The sequence below is a fragment of the Enterobacter sp. MGH 37 genome, from assembly GCF_000534515.1.
Taxonomy (GTDB): Bacteria; Pseudomonadota; Gammaproteobacteria; order Enterobacterales; family Enterobacteriaceae; genus Enterobacter; species Enterobacter kobei.
This window is the reverse complement of the sequence record NZ_KI973206.1, coordinates 1-17,039: the sequence shown is the minus strand read 5'-3', so window position 1 is coordinate 17,039 and position 17,039 is coordinate 1. Positions and strand designations below refer to the sequence as shown.

At 52.7% G+C, this 17,039-nt stretch carries 13 protein-coding genes, 1 tRNA gene, 2 rRNA genes and 1 other annotated feature; of the genes, 9 read left to right on the top strand and 7 right to left on the bottom strand.

The annotated features are described in order from the left end of the window. Nucleotides 1-8: 8 nt before the first annotated feature. From dgcN to L383_RS11025, 3 genes are all read right to left on the bottom strand, one after another. Nucleotides 9-1,229 carry a diguanylate cyclase DgcN/YfiN gene (gene dgcN, locus L383_RS11015; RefSeq protein WP_014884873.1) on the bottom strand — a complete coding sequence of 407 codons (1,221 nt, stop codon included), beginning with the start codon at nucleotides 1,227-1,229 and terminating at the stop codon, nucleotides 9-11. Next, on the bottom strand, nucleotides 1,222-1,758 hold the full coding sequence (locus tag L383_RS11020; protein WP_032629438.1) for a regulatory sequestration protein YfiR: 537 nt from the start codon (nucleotides 1,756-1,758) through the stop codon (nucleotides 1,222-1,224). The genes dgcN and L383_RS11020 overlap by 8 nt, the downstream gene beginning before the upstream one ends. A 153-nt stretch (nucleotides 1,759-1,911) precedes the next feature. Then, nucleotides 1,912-2,286, bottom strand: a complete 375-nt coding sequence (locus tag L383_RS11025; RefSeq protein WP_014884871.1) for a DUF2799 domain-containing protein — start codon at nucleotides 2,284-2,286, stop codon at nucleotides 1,912-1,914. A 214-nt stretch (nucleotides 2,287-2,500) separates the two neighbouring features. Between L383_RS11025 and aroF the strand changes: the two genes are divergently transcribed. Genes aroF through L383_RS11040 form a run of 3 tightly spaced genes read left to right on the top strand, consistent with a single transcriptional unit; the run spans nucleotide 2,501 to nucleotide 5,636 of the window. Next, nucleotides 2,501-3,571, top strand: coding sequence for a 3-deoxy-7-phosphoheptulonate synthase AroF (gene aroF, locus L383_RS11030; RefSeq protein WP_014884870.1), 1,071 nt, complete (start codon nucleotides 2,501-2,503; stop codon nucleotides 3,569-3,571). Between the two features lie 10 nt (nucleotides 3,572-3,581). After that, nucleotides 3,582-4,703: a bifunctional chorismate mutase/prephenate dehydrogenase gene (gene tyrA, locus L383_RS11035; protein ID WP_023331108.1), complete on the top strand. Its 1,122-nt coding sequence runs from the start codon at nucleotides 3,582-3,584 to the stop codon at nucleotides 4,701-4,703. Between the two features lie 60 nt (nucleotides 4,704-4,763). Then, nucleotides 4,764-5,636 carry an SMP-30/gluconolactonase/LRE family protein gene (locus tag L383_RS11040; protein ID WP_023331107.1) on the top strand — a complete coding sequence of 291 codons (873 nt, stop codon included), beginning with the start codon at nucleotides 4,764-4,766 and terminating at the stop codon, nucleotides 5,634-5,636. On the opposite strand, the gene pheA is transcribed toward L383_RS11040, so the two are convergent. The 4 genes from pheA to bamD form a co-directional block, all read right to left on the bottom strand. Next, nucleotides 5,633-6,793 carry a bifunctional chorismate mutase/prephenate dehydratase gene (gene pheA / locus L383_RS11045; protein WP_023331106.1) on the bottom strand — a complete coding sequence of 387 codons (1,161 nt, stop codon included), beginning with the start codon at nucleotides 6,791-6,793 and terminating at the stop codon, nucleotides 5,633-5,635. The two genes, L383_RS11040 and pheA, sit on opposite strands and share 4 nt — an antisense overlap. Nucleotides 6,794-6,823: 30 nt before the next feature. Continuing rightward, nucleotides 6,824-6,949 (bottom strand) — a sequence feature (Phe leader region). Then, a complete protein-coding gene (pheL, locus tag L383_RS25960; RefSeq protein WP_100249759.1) occupies nucleotides 6,901-6,948 on the bottom strand; it encodes a pheA operon leader peptide PheL in 48 nt (15 codons plus the stop codon). (Overlaps the previous feature by 48 nt.) 103 nt (nucleotides 6,950-7,052) lie before the next feature. Further along, complete coding sequence (gene raiA / locus L383_RS11050; protein ID WP_014884866.1) at nucleotides 7,053-7,394, bottom strand: ribosome-associated translation inhibitor RaiA; 342 nt, start codon at nucleotides 7,392-7,394, stop codon at nucleotides 7,053-7,055. Nucleotides 7,395-7,661: 267 nt separating this feature from the next. Then, nucleotides 7,662-8,399: an outer membrane protein assembly factor BamD gene (bamD, locus tag L383_RS11055; protein ID WP_023331105.1), complete on the bottom strand. Its 738-nt coding sequence runs from the start codon at nucleotides 8,397-8,399 to the stop codon at nucleotides 7,662-7,664. 131 nt (nucleotides 8,400-8,530) lie between these two features. Here bamD and rluD point away from each other — a divergent pair, with 131 nt between their 5' ends. From rluD to L383_RS0124045, 6 genes are all read left to right on the top strand, one after another. Continuing rightward, entirely contained in the window at nucleotides 8,531-9,511 is a 981-nt protein-coding gene (gene rluD / locus L383_RS11060) for a 23S rRNA pseudouridine(1911/1915/1917) synthase RluD (RefSeq protein WP_014884864.1), read from the top strand. After that, entirely contained in the window at nucleotides 9,508-10,239 is a 732-nt protein-coding gene (yfiH, locus tag L383_RS11065) for a purine nucleoside phosphorylase YfiH (RefSeq protein WP_014884863.1), read from the top strand. Before rluD ends, yfiH begins: the two co-directional genes overlap by 4 nt. A 130-nt stretch (nucleotides 10,240-10,369) precedes the next feature. Continuing rightward, on the top strand, nucleotides 10,370-12,943 hold the full coding sequence (gene clpB, locus L383_RS11070; RefSeq protein ID WP_014884862.1) for an ATP-dependent chaperone ClpB: 2,574 nt from the start codon (nucleotides 10,370-10,372) through the stop codon (nucleotides 12,941-12,943). Nucleotides 12,944-13,372: 429 nt separating this feature from the next. After that, a 16S ribosomal RNA gene (locus L383_RS11075) occupies nucleotides 13,373-14,912 on the top strand. A gap of 85 nt (nucleotides 14,913-14,997) precedes the next feature. Continuing rightward, a tRNA-Glu gene (locus L383_RS11080) sits at nucleotides 14,998-15,073 on the top strand. A gap of 192 nt (nucleotides 15,074-15,265) precedes the next feature. Further along, nucleotides 15,266-17,039 (top strand): 23S ribosomal RNA (locus L383_RS0124045); the annotation flags it as partial.

Here is a 17,039-nt window from a genome sequence, read left to right as displayed (position 1 = left end):
TATCCTTTCTAACTTATTGTTTTTGTACGCTGGTTTTTAACCTGGTACATATTGCGGTCGGCTTTTTCCAGTAATGCTTCAACGGACGCATTTTCCCACGCCAGAGCAAAGCCAATGCTGAGTGACATCGATGCTTTTTGTCCGTTATGCAGATCAAACGGACGGATAAACTGCTGCGATAACGCAGCACAAATGTGTTGAACTTCAAGCTCAGAATGAACGCCGTACAGCACCATGGCAAATTCGTCACCGCCAAGGCGATAGGACTGATGGCGCTTATCGCCAAATTCCACCATCCTGCTGGCGACTTCAATCAGCACGCAGTCTCCTGCCGCGTGTCCCCAGGTGTCATTGATAAACTTAAAATTATCACCATCAAGGAAGAGCAGGGCCGAATTTATTCTCGCCGAAGGGTCGTTCATCAGGGCCGCAATGCTGTTACGAAACGCTGCGCGGTTAGCAAGGCCGGTGAGCGGATCGTGCATGGCGGTACGCAATAGTTGGGCATTTTTCGCCTGAAGCTTAAGCTGCCACTCCTCCATCTCATCCAGGAGGCTGTTGAAGTCTTCACCAAACTGGTGAAATTCTTCGATACGCCCATCTTTCACCCGTCGGGAGAAATTACGGTTTGTACGGACGTCATGCACCACATCGGTGATGTTTTGCAGGGCCGTGACCATGCCGTGATGCAGAGAGTGGGTAATGGCGATCGCGACGACGGTGGCAAAAAGAATACAGCCGGTAAGAACGGCAAACGACATCCAGATGAAGTGGCTAATCAGGCTGTCACGCGCGGTAAGGCGAATTTCGCCGATCATCGAACCGTTATGCATGATTGGCTGTGCAATCGGTACAGGGAAAAGCCAGCGGCTGACCAGCGCCCCCAGCGTGTCGTTATTATCCTTCGGATTCCAGGACCAGTATGCAAAACGCTTTTTGTGTACGTTAATGACTTCTGCTACGGCAAACTGCCCCTGCTTACCCAGGGCTGCGAGGGTTTCGTTGGCGGCCAACGAATCGTTGAAAACCAGAGAGGCTTCAAGACTGTGGCTCATGGTGGCGCCGGTTAATTCGAGATTCTTTTGCGCGTATTGTTTTAACGTCACGACGGAAGCAAAACAGAGTAACAGCCATATAAGCGTCATCGTGATGATGACGCTTATCATGCTGTTTCGCCTAAGCGTTCTTTTAAACGTTGGACGTGGCGTCGAGGTGAAATCTTTATCCATGCTGCTTATTCCGTGCAAGCATTAATACATCGGGATTGACCCTGACACCACTGCGCGACAATGCATCCAGATTGACGGAAAACCGCACCTGGCCACGTTCGATTATCAGGCAAAAAGCACTGCCAATAACACATTCCGGATTTTGCTCTGAGATTAATAGCAATGCTCTGCCCTGATATTGACTTATTAATTCAAGTTGTTTTGCCGGCGGTTCAGACCCGAAATAAACAGCATCGCACGTCGCGTCCAGGGCTTCCCGATCGTTACGGACAATAACGGGAGTGTAGGGTAACTCGGTATGCCCTTCATTGCCGCTGAGTGGGTGCGTGTAGTGAGAGGTGGCATAAATGCAAAGCCTGGGCTGTCCGGAAAGTGACGGCCATCGCGTATAGCTCACAATCCCCGAGACAATCGAACGTACCGATTTATCCGTCTCCGTGAGCGCGCCTGCCGTCGCCGGGCCCACCATAAGAAACAGCATTAACACCAGAGTGAGTCGGAACAAAGAGATCAAGTATGAATTTCTCACCAGAATCCGCCGTACCGCTCCGGAAATAGATGTCCTTAAGAGATGCGGGCAGAATACCATTGTTTGTCTGAGCCGTCATTATGTCAGAAATAGCCTTCGGCTGACCTAAGCTAAATCCTACAGTGGTTTATTTTCCAGGGGATAAACACAGACTTAATTAAGTCTGCTGGAACGCATACTTTCGTCCATTCCTTTTTGCCATGACGCACGGAGTTTCACAGCATTTTCAACACTATCACAACTGGCAGGATAAGATTTGCCCGCTAATCCCCAGGCATGAATAAAACCCTCTTCGCATACTTTCTTCTGACCATCAGCGTAGCCGCGGAGATATTCGCTACGATCAACATGAGGGTCATTAAAACTATCGGCCAGGGTCTGGTTATCTTTAACCGGCAAGCCATTCATGGCGTCTTCTTTTCCGGCACTGAACCAGTCCGGAGTCGTCCAGTGGGGCTGAAAAGTGTAAGGATTAATCTGGCAGCCCGATAAAAACAGCAACAACAACACCAGAGCAATTGAACGCATAGCGATTCTCCTTTTTTCTTCAGCATAGCCTGGCGGAAGAAAATCGGAGTGTAATTTAAAGTTTACGTATTTAATGGCTGCTTTTTACTAATAATTAGCTTCTGTAAAGTAATATTTACGGATTTTGGATTGAAATCTTTACTTGTTGTGGTATCGTTGCTTCACCTCATCGAGGATAACAACTATCGCAAACGAGCATTACAGGATCGCCATCATGCAAAAAGACGCGCTGAACAACGTACATATCACTGACGAACAGGTTTTAATTACCCCGGATCAACTGAAAGCAGCATTCCCGCTGAGTGCAGCGCAGGAGGCTCAAATTGAGCACTCTCGCCAGACCATTTCTGACATTATCGCTGGTCGCGATCCGCGCCTGCTGGTGGTCTGTGGTCCTTGCTCTATTCACGATCCTGAAACCGCCATTGAGTACGCTCATCGATTTAAAGCATTAGCGGAGGAGGTCAGCGATAGCCTCTATCTGGTGATGCGCGTCTATTTTGAGAAGCCACGCACGACCGTTGGCTGGAAAGGGTTGATTAACGATCCGCACATGGATGGCTCGTTTGATGTGGAAGCAGGGCTGAAGATTGCGCGTCGCCTGCTGGTGGAGCTGGTTAGCATGGGGCTGCCGCTGGCAACCGAAGCGCTTGATCCGAACAGCCCGCAATACCTGGGCGATCTGTTCAGCTGGTCTGCGATTGGTGCGCGGACGACGGAATCGCAAACCCACCGCGAGATGGCGTCTGGTCTGTCGATGCCGGTTGGTTTTAAAAACGGTACCGATGGCAGTCTGGCGACGGCGATCAACGCTATGCGCGCCGCCGCAATGCCGCACCGTTTTGTGGGTATCAACCAGGCGGGCCAGGTGTGCCTCCTGCAAACTCAGGGTAACCCGGACGGTCATGTGATCCTGCGCGGCGGTAAAGCGCCAAACTACAGCCCGGCAGATGTGGCGCAGTGTGAAAAAGAGATGGAGCAGGCGGGACTGCGCCCGGCACTGATGGTAGATTGCAGTCATGGTAATTCGAATAAAGATTATCGTCGCCAGCCTGCGGTTGCCGAATCCGTGGTCGCACAGATCAAAGACGGCAACCGTTCGATTATCGGTCTGATGATTGAGAGCAACATTCATGAAGGTAATCAGTCATCTGAACAACCGCGCAGTGCGATGAAGCACGGCGTCTCCGTGACGGATGCCTGCATCAGCTGGGAAACCACCGATGCGCTGCTGCGTGAGATCCATAAAGATTTAAATGGCCAGCTGGCGACGCGTCTGGCTTAAGAGGTTAGCTATGGTTGCTGAATTGACCGCATTACGCGATCAAATTGATGAAGTGGACAAGGCGCTGCTGGATCTGCTGGCGCGCCGTATGGCACTGGTTGCTGAAGTCGGTGAAGTAAAAAGTAAATACGGCCTGCCGATTTACGTTCCGGAGCGCGAAGCCTCAATGCTGGCTTCCCGTCGTAAAGAGGCCCAGTCGCTGGGTGTTTCGCCGGATTTGATTGAAGATGTGCTGCGTCGCGTAATGCGCGAATCCTATTCCAGCGAAAACGACAAAGGCTTTAAAACCCTCTGTCCGTCCCTGCGTCCGGTGGTGATTGTCGGCGGCGGCGGGCAGATGGGGCGTCTGTTTGAAAAAATGCTGATGCTTTCTGGCTACCAGGTGCGCATTCTGGAGAAAGAGGACTGGGCCCTGGCGCCAGAACTGATGAAAGACGCGGGAATGGTTATCGTCAGCGTGCCGATCCACGTGACGGAGCAGATCATCGGAAAACTTCCGCCTTTACCGCAGGATTGCATCCTGGTGGACCTCGCTTCTGTCAAAAATGGTCCGCTGCAGGCGATGCTGGCCGCGCATACGGGTCCGGTACTGGGTCTGCACCCGATGTTTGGCCCGGACAGCGGCAGCCTGGCGAAGCAAGTGGTGGTTTACTGCGACGGGCGTCAGCCGGAAGCCTATCAGTGGTTCCTCGAACAGATTCAGGTATGGGGCGCACGACTGCACCGCATCAGCGCGGTTGAGCACGATCAGAACATGGCGTTTATTCAGGCACTGCGCCACTTTGCGACCTTTGCCTACGGTCTGCATCTGGCGGAAGAGAACGTGCAGCTTGAACAGCTGCTGGCGCTCTCATCACCGATCTATCGTCTGGAACTGGCGATGGTTGGACGTCTGTTTGCGCAGGATCCCCAGCTTTACGCCGACATTATTATGTCGTCCGAAAATAATCTGGCACTGATCAAACGTTACTATCAGCGCTTTGGCGAAGCCATTACGCTGCTGGAGCATGGCGACAAGCAGGCGTTTATCGACAGTTTCCGTAAAGTGGAGCATTGGTTCGGTGATTACGCCACGCGTTTCCAGAGCGAGAGCCGCACGCTGTTGCGCCAGGCAAATGACAGTCGCCAGTGATCCGATCATGTATATACTGAAAGCCAGCATTGCTGGCTTTTTTCATTTTGGGGAACTGTCATGGCTGAACCGCAGCTGCTGTTGAATTACACCGGGCACCTGCCTGAGTGTCCGACATGGAGCGCTGAAGAGCATGCGCTCTACTGGGCCGATATCCTGGAAGGCGAAATCCACCGATATCATCTGCCAACGGCAGAACACACCGTGCTCTCTTTCCATGAGGAAGTGGGCTGTTTTGCGTTGCGTGAACGCGGCGGGTTTATCGTAGCCATGCGCAATGGCATCTGGCTTGCCGATAAGCATGGCCTCCTGCAGCGTAAGGTGTGCGATAACCCCTCTAACCCACAGCTGGCGCGTTTTAATGACGGGGGAACCGACAGTATGGGGCGTTTCTATGCGGGGACGTTCTGGGGGCCGGGGGATTACAACGGCGCGTTGCTGATGCGTATCGACAACGATCTGACACCGAAAGTAATCCAGTGTGATATTCACGGGCATAACGGCTTAGCGTTTAGTCCGGATAAGCGGTGGATGTATACCTCCGATACGCCGAATGGGGTGATCTATCGCACTCCGGTTGATGAGCAGGGTGAACCCGGCAGACGCGAGATCTTTCGTCAATTTAAAGAGGGCGAAGGGATACCGGACGGCGCGGCAGTCGATGTGGAAGGCTGCTACTGGAGCGCACTGTTTGACGGCTGGCGTATCGCGCGTTTTTCACCGCAAGGGGAGCAGCTGGAAGAGTATCGCTTGCCTGTACGTTGCCCGACGATGGTCTGCTTTGGCGGCGATGATATGAAAACGCTGTTCATTACGACCACGCGGGAAAATATGGATGCAGAAGAGGTGGCTGAGTATCCGCTCTCCGGCGCCATCTTCACCCTGCCCGTAAATGTGGCAGGGATGAAGAAAAGTCGCTTTATCGAACGTTAGCTTGGATCGACAGGCACGACGTTTTCGCTCGGATAGCAGCCCAGCACTTTCATGGAACGGGTTATCTCACCCAGTTCACGCAGGGCCTTCTGCATGGAGGCAGACTCCAGGTTGGCCTGGATATCGAGATAAAACATCTCTTCCCACGGGTTACCGTGAATCGGACGCGATTCCAGTTTGGTCATGATCAGGTTGTGGTTGCGCAGCACCAGCAGGGCTTCAACCAGTGCACCCGCCTGTTGTCCGGTCGCCATCAGCAGCGTGGTTTTCGCTGGAACCTGGTCTGACACATTGATGGACTTACGCGCCAGCACCACGAAACGGGTAATATTTTGCGTCTGGTTTGCCAGGTTGCGCTCCAGCACCTGTAAGCCATACAACGCGCCACCCGCCTCGCTACCGAGTGCAGCGACGGCTGGCGAGTTAGCCTGCGCCACTTTTTCCATTGCCGCGGAGGTGCTTTCGGTGTACTCGATTTTCCAGTTCGGATAGCGGTTCAGGAACTGGCTGCACTGCTGGAACGGCTGGGGATGACTGTAGACGGTTTCTATCTTGCTCAGATCGGTTGAGCCGGAGACCAGCACGCAGTGATCGATAGGGATCGTCAGCTCGCCAACCAGCGACAGGCTGGTGTGCTGCAGCAAATCGTAAACGTCGTTGATGGCACCCGAGCTGGTGTTTTCAATGGGCACGACGGCGTAATCCGCCTGGCCGGTCTCGACCTGGTTAAAGATATCGGCAAATTTTGCGCAGCCGCTCTCAATAAATTCTTCGAAATGGCGAGCGGCATACTGACGTGCGGCCAGGTGAGAGTAAGAGCCTTTCGGGCCGAGGAAGGCGATACGCGCAGAATGCGGGTTAGTTTTGTTCAGATGCTGCTGGAGCAGCGCTTGCTGAGTGAGAACGGAGTCTTCAATGATGAGCTGGAACAACCGGGTGATGTAATGGGCATCGAGGTGGTGCGCTTTGCCGAGCTGGATCAGACGTTCCAGCAGATCGCGTTCGCGGTCAATATCACGTACCGGACGATGGGAGTCCAGTTTGGCTTTCCCTACTTCAACGGCGAGCATGCGACGTTCGGCCAGCAGTGCCAGTAATTTCTCATCCAGCGCGCTGATTTTTACGCGCAGGTCCAGTAACGGGTTTTCCGGTGTCATAGTGTCGCCTGTCTCATTTTATCGTTATCAATAAAAAAGGCCCCCCGGTGTGGGAGGCCTTGTTGTTCGTCTTCGCATTCTTTATCACACGACGAAACGCCTCCCGGTCAGGGGAAGGTAAAAAAGAATGCGAAGAAGAACGGCGTAAGTTTCATAACATCATCCTGTGATTGATATCGTTAAAGTACCTGTACTGTTTTCACCCTGTCAATAAAAAACGCGCCCGAAGGCGCGTTGGCGGTACACTCAATTTAAAGGATTACTCTTCTTCAACTTCTTCCGCGAAGCTGGCGTCTTTCACCGAGGATGCGGCGCGACGGGCTTCACCTTTGTGTTGCACTTTATTGAGCTGCCGTTCCAGCTTGTTGATCAAATCGTTAATAGCCGTGTACATATCTTCATGTTTTGCGCTGGCGACCAGATGGCCGTTTGGAGTATTGATAGTTGCGTCAGCGATGAAACCCTGTGGCTCCTTAGACAGAATGATATGCGGGTTAATCAGGTGAGTTTGCCATTTATCCAGTTTGGCGAGACGGTCTGCGACGTGCTGGCGAATTGCCGGAGTAATTTCCATTTGTTTACTGGTAATGTTCATTGTCATAAATTTTACCTCTTGTCTTTCCGTCTTGGTGATTCCAGCATACCCGACCTAATGTCAAAATGTGTGATTTAGATCACGTTATTTTGTCGGTTTTTGTCAGGGAATCTTTTTTGTGAGGCAGGGCAGGAAGAGGTGAGATTTACCTTGTGGAAGGCAAAAATTGCGGTCATAGTTGACGGGATGAGTTGAGATAAAGCGCTTCAGCGAATATCAGAAATAGATACAAAAACGGCAGCCTTAGGGCTGCCGTTTTGCATTGAAGCACTATCAGGTGTTGCTGCTATTCGCGGCGATAATTTTCGCCACTTTTTCAGCCTGAATGGTCATCTGCATCTGACGGTAAGCATTTTCCATCAGCTTCAGGCCGTCACGCGTTGCCTGAGTATCCGGGTAATCACGCAGCATACCTTCTACGCGGTTAACCACGGCAACCCATGCGCCACGGCGGGTATAGTATTCCGCAACGGAGTATTCATACTTCGCCAGGCGATCTTTCAGGAACACCAGACGTTTGGTCGCGTCGGTCACGTACTGACTGTTTGGATAGCCGCGCACCAGTTTGGAGAAGTCATTGAAGGCATCACGCGCATGCTGGGGATCACGATCGGAACGATCCACGCCGAAGAAGCCCTGCAGAGCACTGTCATCCAGCGCCATGTTGGTCAGACCGCGCATATACATGACGTAATCGATGTTAGGATGAGTCGGATTCAGACGCATGAAACGATCGATAGTTGCCTGAGCCAGCGGCAGGTCGGCATTTTTGTAGTAGGCGTAGATAAGATCTAACTGTACCTGCTGCGAATACGGACCAAATGGATAGCGATTATCCAACGCTTCCAGTTGCGTTATCGCCTGTTTCCAGTTACCGTCCTGCAACTTTTGTTGTGCAGTCGCATAGATTTCATTCGGCGGATTGTCAGGGACCTGTTCATTCGAACCGGAGCAGCCCACCAAAGCCAGGCTCAACGTGGCCGCTGCCACCAGATATTTCATGCGCGTCATGACGTTTTGACTTTCCTCAAATGTTTGTCCGGGAGAAACTCTGTTCCTGCTCCCGATTAAGACCAGCTACAATAGCACACTATATTAAACGGCAAAGCCGTAAAACCCAACGTTAAACAAAGAAGCAGTTTATGGCACAACGAGTAGAACTCACCGCAACAGTCTCCGAAAATCAGCTCGGTCAACGCTTAGATCAGGCTTTGGCCGAATTGTTCCCTGATTATTCGCGTTCACGCATAAAAGAATGGATCCTTGACCAGCGCGTGCTGGTAAACGGCAAGATCTGGGACAAACCAAAAGAGAAAGTGTTTGGTGGGGAAGCTGTTGCCATCAATGCTGAAATCGAAGAGGAAATCCGCTTCGAGCCGCAGGATATCCCACTGGACATCGTCTATGAAGATGATGACATTCTGGTAATCAACAAGCCGCGCGACCTGGTTGTTCATCCGGGGGCGGGGAACCCTGACGGTACGGTACTTAATGCACTTCTCCATTACTATCCGCCGATTGCTGATGTCCCGCGCGCGGGTATCGTTCACCGTCTGGATAAAGACACCACCGGTCTGATGGTCGTGGCAAAGACCGTTCCTGCTCAGACCCGTCTGGTGGAATCACTGCAGCTGCGTGAAATTACCCGTGAATACGAAGCGGTAGCCATTGGCCACATGACCGCTGGCGGTACGGTAGAAGAACCGATTAGCCGTCACCCAACTAAACGCACTCATATGTCGGTGCACCCGATGGGGAAACCAGCGGTGACGCACTATCGCATTATGGAGCACTTCCGTATTCATACGCGCCTGCGCCTGCGCCTGGAAACCGGTCGTACGCACCAGATCCGTGTTCATATGGCCCACATTACCCATCCGCTGGTGGGGGATCAGGTATACGGTGGTCGTCCGCGTCCGCCAAAAGGCGCATCGGATGAGTTCATCAGCGTACTGCGCAAGTTCGATCGTCAGGCGCTGCACGCGACCATGCTGCGTCTCTATCACCCCATCACCGGTATTCAGATGGAGTGGCATGCGCCTCTCCCACAGGATATGGTGGAACTGATTGACGCCATGCGTGCTGATTTCGAAGAACATAAGGACCATGTGGACTGGTTATGACCAAACTGATTGTCCCGGAGTGGCCACTACCTGAAGGCGTGGCCGCCTGCAGCTCAACCCGTACTGGCGGAGTCAGCCAGGGCGCGTGGGAGTCGTTGAATCTCGGCGCACACTGTGGCGATAACCTGGATCATGTAGAAGAGAACCGCAGGCGTCTGTTTGCTGCGGGGAATCTGCCTTCGAAACCGGTCTGGCTGGAACAGGTTCATGGTAAAGCGGTGCTGAAGCTGACGGGAGAACCTTACGCTTCTAAACGCGCAGACGCCTCTTACAGCAATACTCCGGGCACGGTTTGTGCCGTTATGACCGCCGATTGTCTGCCGGTTTTGTTCTGTAACCGGGCAGGTACTGAAGTGGCTGCCGCGCATGCAGGCTGGCGTGGATTGTGTGAGGGCGTGCTGGAAGAGACCGTCGCCTGCTTTAACGATGATTCCGCCAATATCATGGCCTGGCTGGGTCCGGCGATTGGCCCTCGTGCTTTTGAAGTGGGGCCGGAAGTTCGCGAAGCATTCATGGAAAAAGATCCGCAAGCCGCTGAGGCTTTTCAGCCTTCCGGTGAAAAATATCTGGCAGATATTTACCAGCTTGCCCGTCAGCGCCTGAATAGCGTCGGTGTCACGCAGATCTTCGGCGGAGATCGCTGTACTTTCACCGAAAAGGGTGATTTTTTCTCTTATCGCCGCGACAAGACTACGGGTCGTATGGCAAGTTTTATTTGGCTGATATAACCTAAAGAATCAAGACGATCCGGAACGTGCCGTTTTCTTTTCACATAATTCAGATCATTAACCTTGAATAATTGAGGGATGACCTCATTTAATCTCCAGTAGCAAATTTGACCTGTTTATGGGAGGAGTTATGCGTCTGGATCGTCTTACTAATAAATTCCAGCTTGCTCTTGCCGATGCCCAGTCGCTCGCGCTGGGGCACGACAACCAATTCATCGAACCTCTTCATTTAATGAGCGCCTTGCTGAATCAGGAAGGGGGATCGGTACGTCCTTTATTAACGTCTGCTGGCATTAATGCTGGCCAGTTACGCACCGCTATCGATCAGGCACTGAGCCGTTTACCGCAGGTAGAAGGTACCGGCGGTGATGTTCAGCCGTCTCAGGATCTGGTGCGCGTGCTGAACCTTTGCGACAAGCTGGCGCAAAAACGTGGGGACAACTTTATTTCGTCAGAGCTGTTTGTTCTGGCGGCGCTTGAATCACGCGGTACCTTAACCGACCTGCTGAAATCTGCCGGTGCAACCACCGCCAATGTGACTCAGGCGATTGAGAAAATGCGCGGAGGTGAAAGCGTGAACGATCAGGGAGCCGAAGACCAACGTCAGGCTTTGAAGAAATTTACGGTCGATCTGACCGAACGTGCTGAGCAGGGCAAACTTGACCCGGTCATCGGCCGTGACGAAGAGATCCGCCGTACGATTCAGGTATTGCAGCGTCGTACCAAGAACAACCCGGTTCTGATTGGTGAGCCCGGTGTGGGTAAAACCGCCATTGTTGAAGGGCTGGCGCAGCGTATCGTAAACGGTGAAGTGCCGGAAGGGCTGAAAGGTCGCCGCGTGCTGGCACTGGATATGGGGGCGCTGGTGGCCGGGGCGAAATACCGCGGTGAGTTTGAAGAGCGTCTGAAAGGTGTGCTTAACGACCTGGCTAAACAGGAAGGCAACGTCATTCTGTTTATTGACGAACTGCACACCATGGTGGGGGCCGGTAAGGCCGACGGCGCGATGGATGCCGGGAACATGCTGAAACCAGCCCTGGCACGTGGTGAACTGCATTGCGTTGGCGCCACGACGCTGGATGAGTACCGCCAGTACATTGAGAAAGATGCTGCTCTGGAACGTCGTTTCCAGAAAGTGTTTGTTGCCGAGCCAAGCGTTGAAGATACCATCGCGATTTTGCGTGGTCTGAAAGAACGTTATGAGCTGCATCACCATGTGCAAATCACCGACCCGGCGATTGTGGCGGCGGCGACGCTTTCGCACCGTTATATTGCTGACCGTCAGTTGCCGGATAAAGCGATCGACCTGATTGATGAAGCGGCGTCGAGCATTCGTATGCAGATTGACTCGAAACCGGAAGAGCTGGACAGGCTCGACCGTCGTATCATTCAGCTCAAGCTGGAACAGCAGGCGCTGAAGAAAGAGTCTGATGAAGCCAGTAAGAAACGCCTCGATATGCTCAACGAAGAACTGGACGACAAAGAGCGTCAGTATTCTGAGCTGGAAGAAGAGTGGAAAGCCGAGAAAGCTTCACTGTCTGGCACGCAGACCATTAAAGCGGAACTTGAGCAGGCGAAAATCGCCATCGAACAGGCTCGCCGTGTGGGCGATCTGGCGCGAATGTCCGAGTTGCAGTACGGCAAAATCCCTGAGCTGGAAAAACAGCTTGAGATCGCCACGCAGTCGGAAGGCAAAACCATGCGTCTGTTACGTAATAAAGTGACGGATGCAGAAATTGCGGAAGTGCTGGCTCGCTGGACCGGTATTCCGGTGGCGCGCATGATGGAAAGCGAACGCGATAAACTGCTGCGTATGGAGCAGGATCTGCATCAGCGCGTGATCGGTCAGGACGAGGCGGTTGAGGCCGTCTCCAATGCCATCCGCCGTAGCCGTGCGGGGCTGTCCGATCCTAATCGCCCGATTGGTTCGTTCCTGTTCCTGGGGCCGACCGGTGTCGGTAAGACCGAGCTGTGCAAAGCACTGGCTAACTTTATGTTCGATAGCGACGATGCGATGGTGCGCATCGACATGTCCGAGTTTATGGAAAAACACTCCGTCTCGCGTCTGGTCGGGGCACCTCCAGGATATGTCGGTTATGAAGAAGGTGGCTATCTGACAGAAGCGGTGCGTCGCCGTCCTTATTCCGTCATTCTGCTGGATGAGGTAGAAAAAGCGCACCCGGATGTGTTCAACATTCTGCTTCAGGTGCTGGATGATGGCCGTCTGACTGACGGGCAGGGGAGAACGGTCGACTTCCGTAATACGGTCGTCATTATGACATCGAACCTGGGTTCTGATTTGATTCAGGAACGTTTCGGTGAGCTGGACTACGGCCATATGAAGGATCTGGTGATGGGGGTTGTCAGCCATAGCTTCCGTCCAGAGTTCATCAACCGTATTGATGAAGTGGTGGTGTTCCATCCTCTGGGTGAGAAACACATTGCGTCGATTGCGCAGATCCAGCTGCAGCGTCTGTACAAACGTCTGGAAGAGCGTGGATATGAAATTCACATCTCTGACGATGCGCTGAAATTGTTGAGCGAGAACGGTTATGATCCGGTGTATGGTGCGCGTCCGTTGAAACGTGCTATCCAGCAGCAGATCGAAAACCCGCTGGCGCAGCAGATCCTGTCCGGGGAGCTGATTCCGGGCAAAGTTATCCGTCTGGAAGCCAACGACGATCGCATTGTGGCAGTGCAGTAAGTCACAAAACGCAAAAACGAGCCGCTTGCGGCTCGTTTTTGTTTAAAAACCAGGCGAGAATTGAGGTCTGGGAAGTGTTTTGCCTGGAAAGTGAGCAGTCAGTAAATAATTTTCACTTTATCCTTGCAGGTTCGGAATTACTCCCTATAATGCGCCTCCACTGACACGGAACAACGGCACATACGCCGCCGGGTCAGCAGAGAAAAGCAAAATAAACGCTTGACTCTGAAAGAGGAAAGCGTAATATACGCCACCTCGCAACGGTGAGCGAAAGCCGCGTTGCACTGCTCTTTAACAATTTATCAGACAATCTGTGTGGGCACTCAAAGTGACATGGATTCTTAATGTCTTCGGACGAAAAATGAATACCAAGTCTCTGAGTGAACATACGTAATTCATTACGAAGTTTAATTCACGAGCATCAAACTTAAATTGAAGAGTTTGATCATGGCTCAGATTGAACGCTGGCGGCAGGCCTAACACATGCAAGTCGAACGGTAGCACAGAGAGCTTGCTCTCGGGTGACGAGTGGCGGACGGGTGAGTAATGTCTGGGAAACTGCCTGATGGAGGGGGATAACTACTGGAAACGGTAGCTAATACCGCATAACGTCGCAAGACCAAAGAGGGGGACCTTCGGGCCTCTTGCCATCAGATGTGCCCAGATGGGATTAGCTAGTAGGTGGGGTAACGGCTCACCTAGGCGACGATCCCTAGCTGGTCTGAGAGGATGACCAGCCACACTGGAACTGAGACACGGTCCAGACTCCTACGGGAGGCAGCAGTGGGGAATATTGCACAATGGGCGCAAGCCTGATGCAGCCATGCCGCGTGTATGAAGAAGGCCTTCGGGTTGTAAAGTACTTTCAGCGGGGAGGAAGGTGTTGTGGTTAATAACCGCAGCAATTGACGTTACCCGCAGAAGAAGCACCGGCTAACTCCGTGCCAGCAGCCGCGGTAATACGGAGGGTGCAAGCGTTAATCGGAATTACTGGGCGTAAAGCGCACGCAGGCGGTCTGTCAAGTCGGATGTGAAATCCCCGGGCTCAACCTGGGAACTGCATTCGAAACTGGCAGGCTAGAGTCTTGTAGAGGGGGGTAGAATTCCAGGTGTAGCGGTGAAATGCGTAGAGATCTGGAGGAATACCGGTGGCGAAGGCGGCCCCCTGGACAAAGACTGACGCTCAGGTGCGAAAGCGTGGGGAGCAAACAGGATTAGATACCCTGGTAGTCCACGCCGTAAACGATGTCGACTTGGAGGTTGTGCCCTTGAGGCGTGGCTTCCGGAGCTAACGCGTTAAGTCGACCGCCTGGGGAGTACGGCCGCAAGGTTAAAACTCAAATGAATTGACGGGGGCCCGCACAAGCGGTGGAGCATGTGGTTTAATTCGATGCAACGCGAAGAACCTTACCTACTCTTGACATCCAGAGAACTTTCCAGAGATGGATTGGTGCCTTCGGGAACTCTGAGACAGGTGCTGCATGGCTGTCGTCAGCTCGTGTTGTGAAATGTTGGGTTAAGTCCCGCAACGAGCGCAACCCTTATCCTTTGTTGCCAGCGGTCCGGCCGGGAACTCAAAGGAGACTGCCAGTGATAAACTGGAGGAAGGTGGGGATGACGTCAAGTCATCATGGCCCTTACGAGTAGGGCTACACACGTGCTACAATGGCGCATACAAAGAGAAGCGACCTCGCGAGAGCAAGCGGACCTCATAAAGTGCGTCGTAGTCCGGATTGGAGTCTGCAACTCGACTCCATGAAGTCGGAATCGCTAGTAATCGTAGATCAGAATGCTACGGTGAATACGTTCCCGGGCCTTGTACACACCGCCCGTCACACCATGGGAGTGGGTTGCAAAAGAAGTAGGTAGCTTAACCTTCGGGAGGGCGCTTACCACTTTGTGATTCATGACTGGGGTGAAGTCGTAACAAGGTAACCGTAGGGGAACCTGCGGTTGGATCACCTCCTTACCTTAAAGAACCTGCCTTTGTAGTGCTCACACAGATTGTCTGATGAAAAGTAAATAGCAAGGCGTCTTGCGATTGAGACTTCAGTGTCCCCTTCGTCTAGAGGCCCAGGACACCGCCCTTTCACGGCGGTAACAGGGGTTCGAATCCCCTAGGGGACGCCACTTGCTGGTTCGTGAGTGAAAGTCACCTGCCGTCATATCTCAAAACTGACTTGCGAGTCATGTTTGAGATATTTGCTCTTTAAAAATCTGGATCAAGCTGAAAATTGAAACGACACACATGTTATGTGTGTTCGAGTCTCTCAAATTTTCGCAAACCGATGATGAATCGAAAGAAACATCTTCGGGTTGTGAGGTTAAGCGACTAAGCGTACACGGTGGATGCCCTGGCAGTCAGAGGCGATGAAGGACGTGCTAATCTGCGAAAAGCGCCGGCGAGGTGATATGAACCTTTGACCCGGCGATGTCCGAATGGGGAAACCCAGTGTGTTTCGACACACTATCGTTAACTGAATACATAGGTTAACGAGGCGAACCGGGGGAACTGAAACATCTAAGTACCCCGAGGAAAAGAAATCAACCGAGATTCCCCCAGTAGCGGCGAGCGAACGGGGAGCAGCCCGGAGTCTGAATCAGCTTGTGTGTTAGTGGAACGGTCTGGAAAGTCCGACGGTACAGGGTGATAGTCCCGTACACGAAAATGCACAGGTTGTGAACTCGAAGAGTAGGGCGGGACACGTGGTATCCTGTCTGAATATGGGGGGACCATCCTCCAAGGCTAAATACTCCTGACTGACCGATAGTGAACCAGTACCGTGAGGGAAAGGCGAAAAGAACCCCGGCGAGGGGAGTGAAAAAGAACCTGAAACCGTGTACGTACAAGCAGTGGGAGCCTACTTGTTAGGTGACTGCGTACCTTTTGTATAATGGGTCAGCGACTTATATTCTGTAGCAAGGTTAACCGTATAGGGGAGCCGAAGGGAAACCGAGTCTTAACTGGGCGTTAAGTTGCAGGGTATAGACCCGAAACCCGGTGATCTAGCCATGGGCAGGTTGAAGGTTGGGTAACACTAACTGGAGGACCGAACCGACTAATGTTGAAAAATTAGCGGATGACCTGTGGCTGGGGGTGAAAGGCCAATCAAACCGGGAGATAGCTGGTTCTCCCCGAAAGCTATTTAGGTAGCGCCTCGTGAATTCATCTTCGGGGGTAGAGCACTGTTTCGGCTAGGGGGCCATCCCGGCTTACCAACCCGATGCAAACTACGAATACCGAAGAATGTTATCACGGGAGACACACGGCGGGTGCTAACGTCCGTCGTGAAGAGGGAAACAACCCAGACCGCCAGCTAAGGTCCCAAAGTCATGGTTAAGTGGGAAACGATGTGGGAAGGCACAGACAGCCAGGATGTTGGCTTAGAAGCAGCCATCATTTAAAGAAAGCGTAATAGCTCACTGGTCGAGTCGGCCTGCGCGGAAGATGTAACGGGGCTAAACCATGCACCGAAGCTGCGGCAGCGACGCTTATGCGTTGTTGGGTAGGGGAGCGTTCTGTAAGCCGTTGAAGGTGGCCTGTGAGGGTTGCTGGAGGTATCAGAAGTGCGAATGCTGACATAAGTAACGATAAAGCGGGTGAAAAGCCCGCTCGCCGGAAGACCAAGGGTTCCTGTCCAACGTTAATCGGGGCAGGGTGAGTCGACCCCTAAGGCGAGGCCGAAAGGCGTAGTCGATGGGAAACAGGTTAATATTCCTGTACTTGGTGTTACTGCGAAGGGGGGACGGAGAAGGCTATGTTAGCCGGGCGACGGTTGTCCCGGTTTAAGCATGTAGGCGGAGGTTCCAGGTAAATCCGGTACCTTTTTAACGCTGAGGTGTGATGACGAGGCACTACGGTGCTGAAGTAACAAATGCCCTGCTTCCAGGAAAAGCCTCTAAGCATCAGGTAACATGAAATCGTACCCCAAACCGACACAGGTGGTCAGGTAGAGAATACCAAGGCGCTTGAGAGAACTCGGGTGAAGGAACTAGGCAAAATGGTGCCGTAACTTCGGGAGAAGGCACGCTGATATGTAGGTGAAGCCCCTGCGGGTGGAGCTGAAATCAGTCGAAGATACCAGCTGGCTGCAAC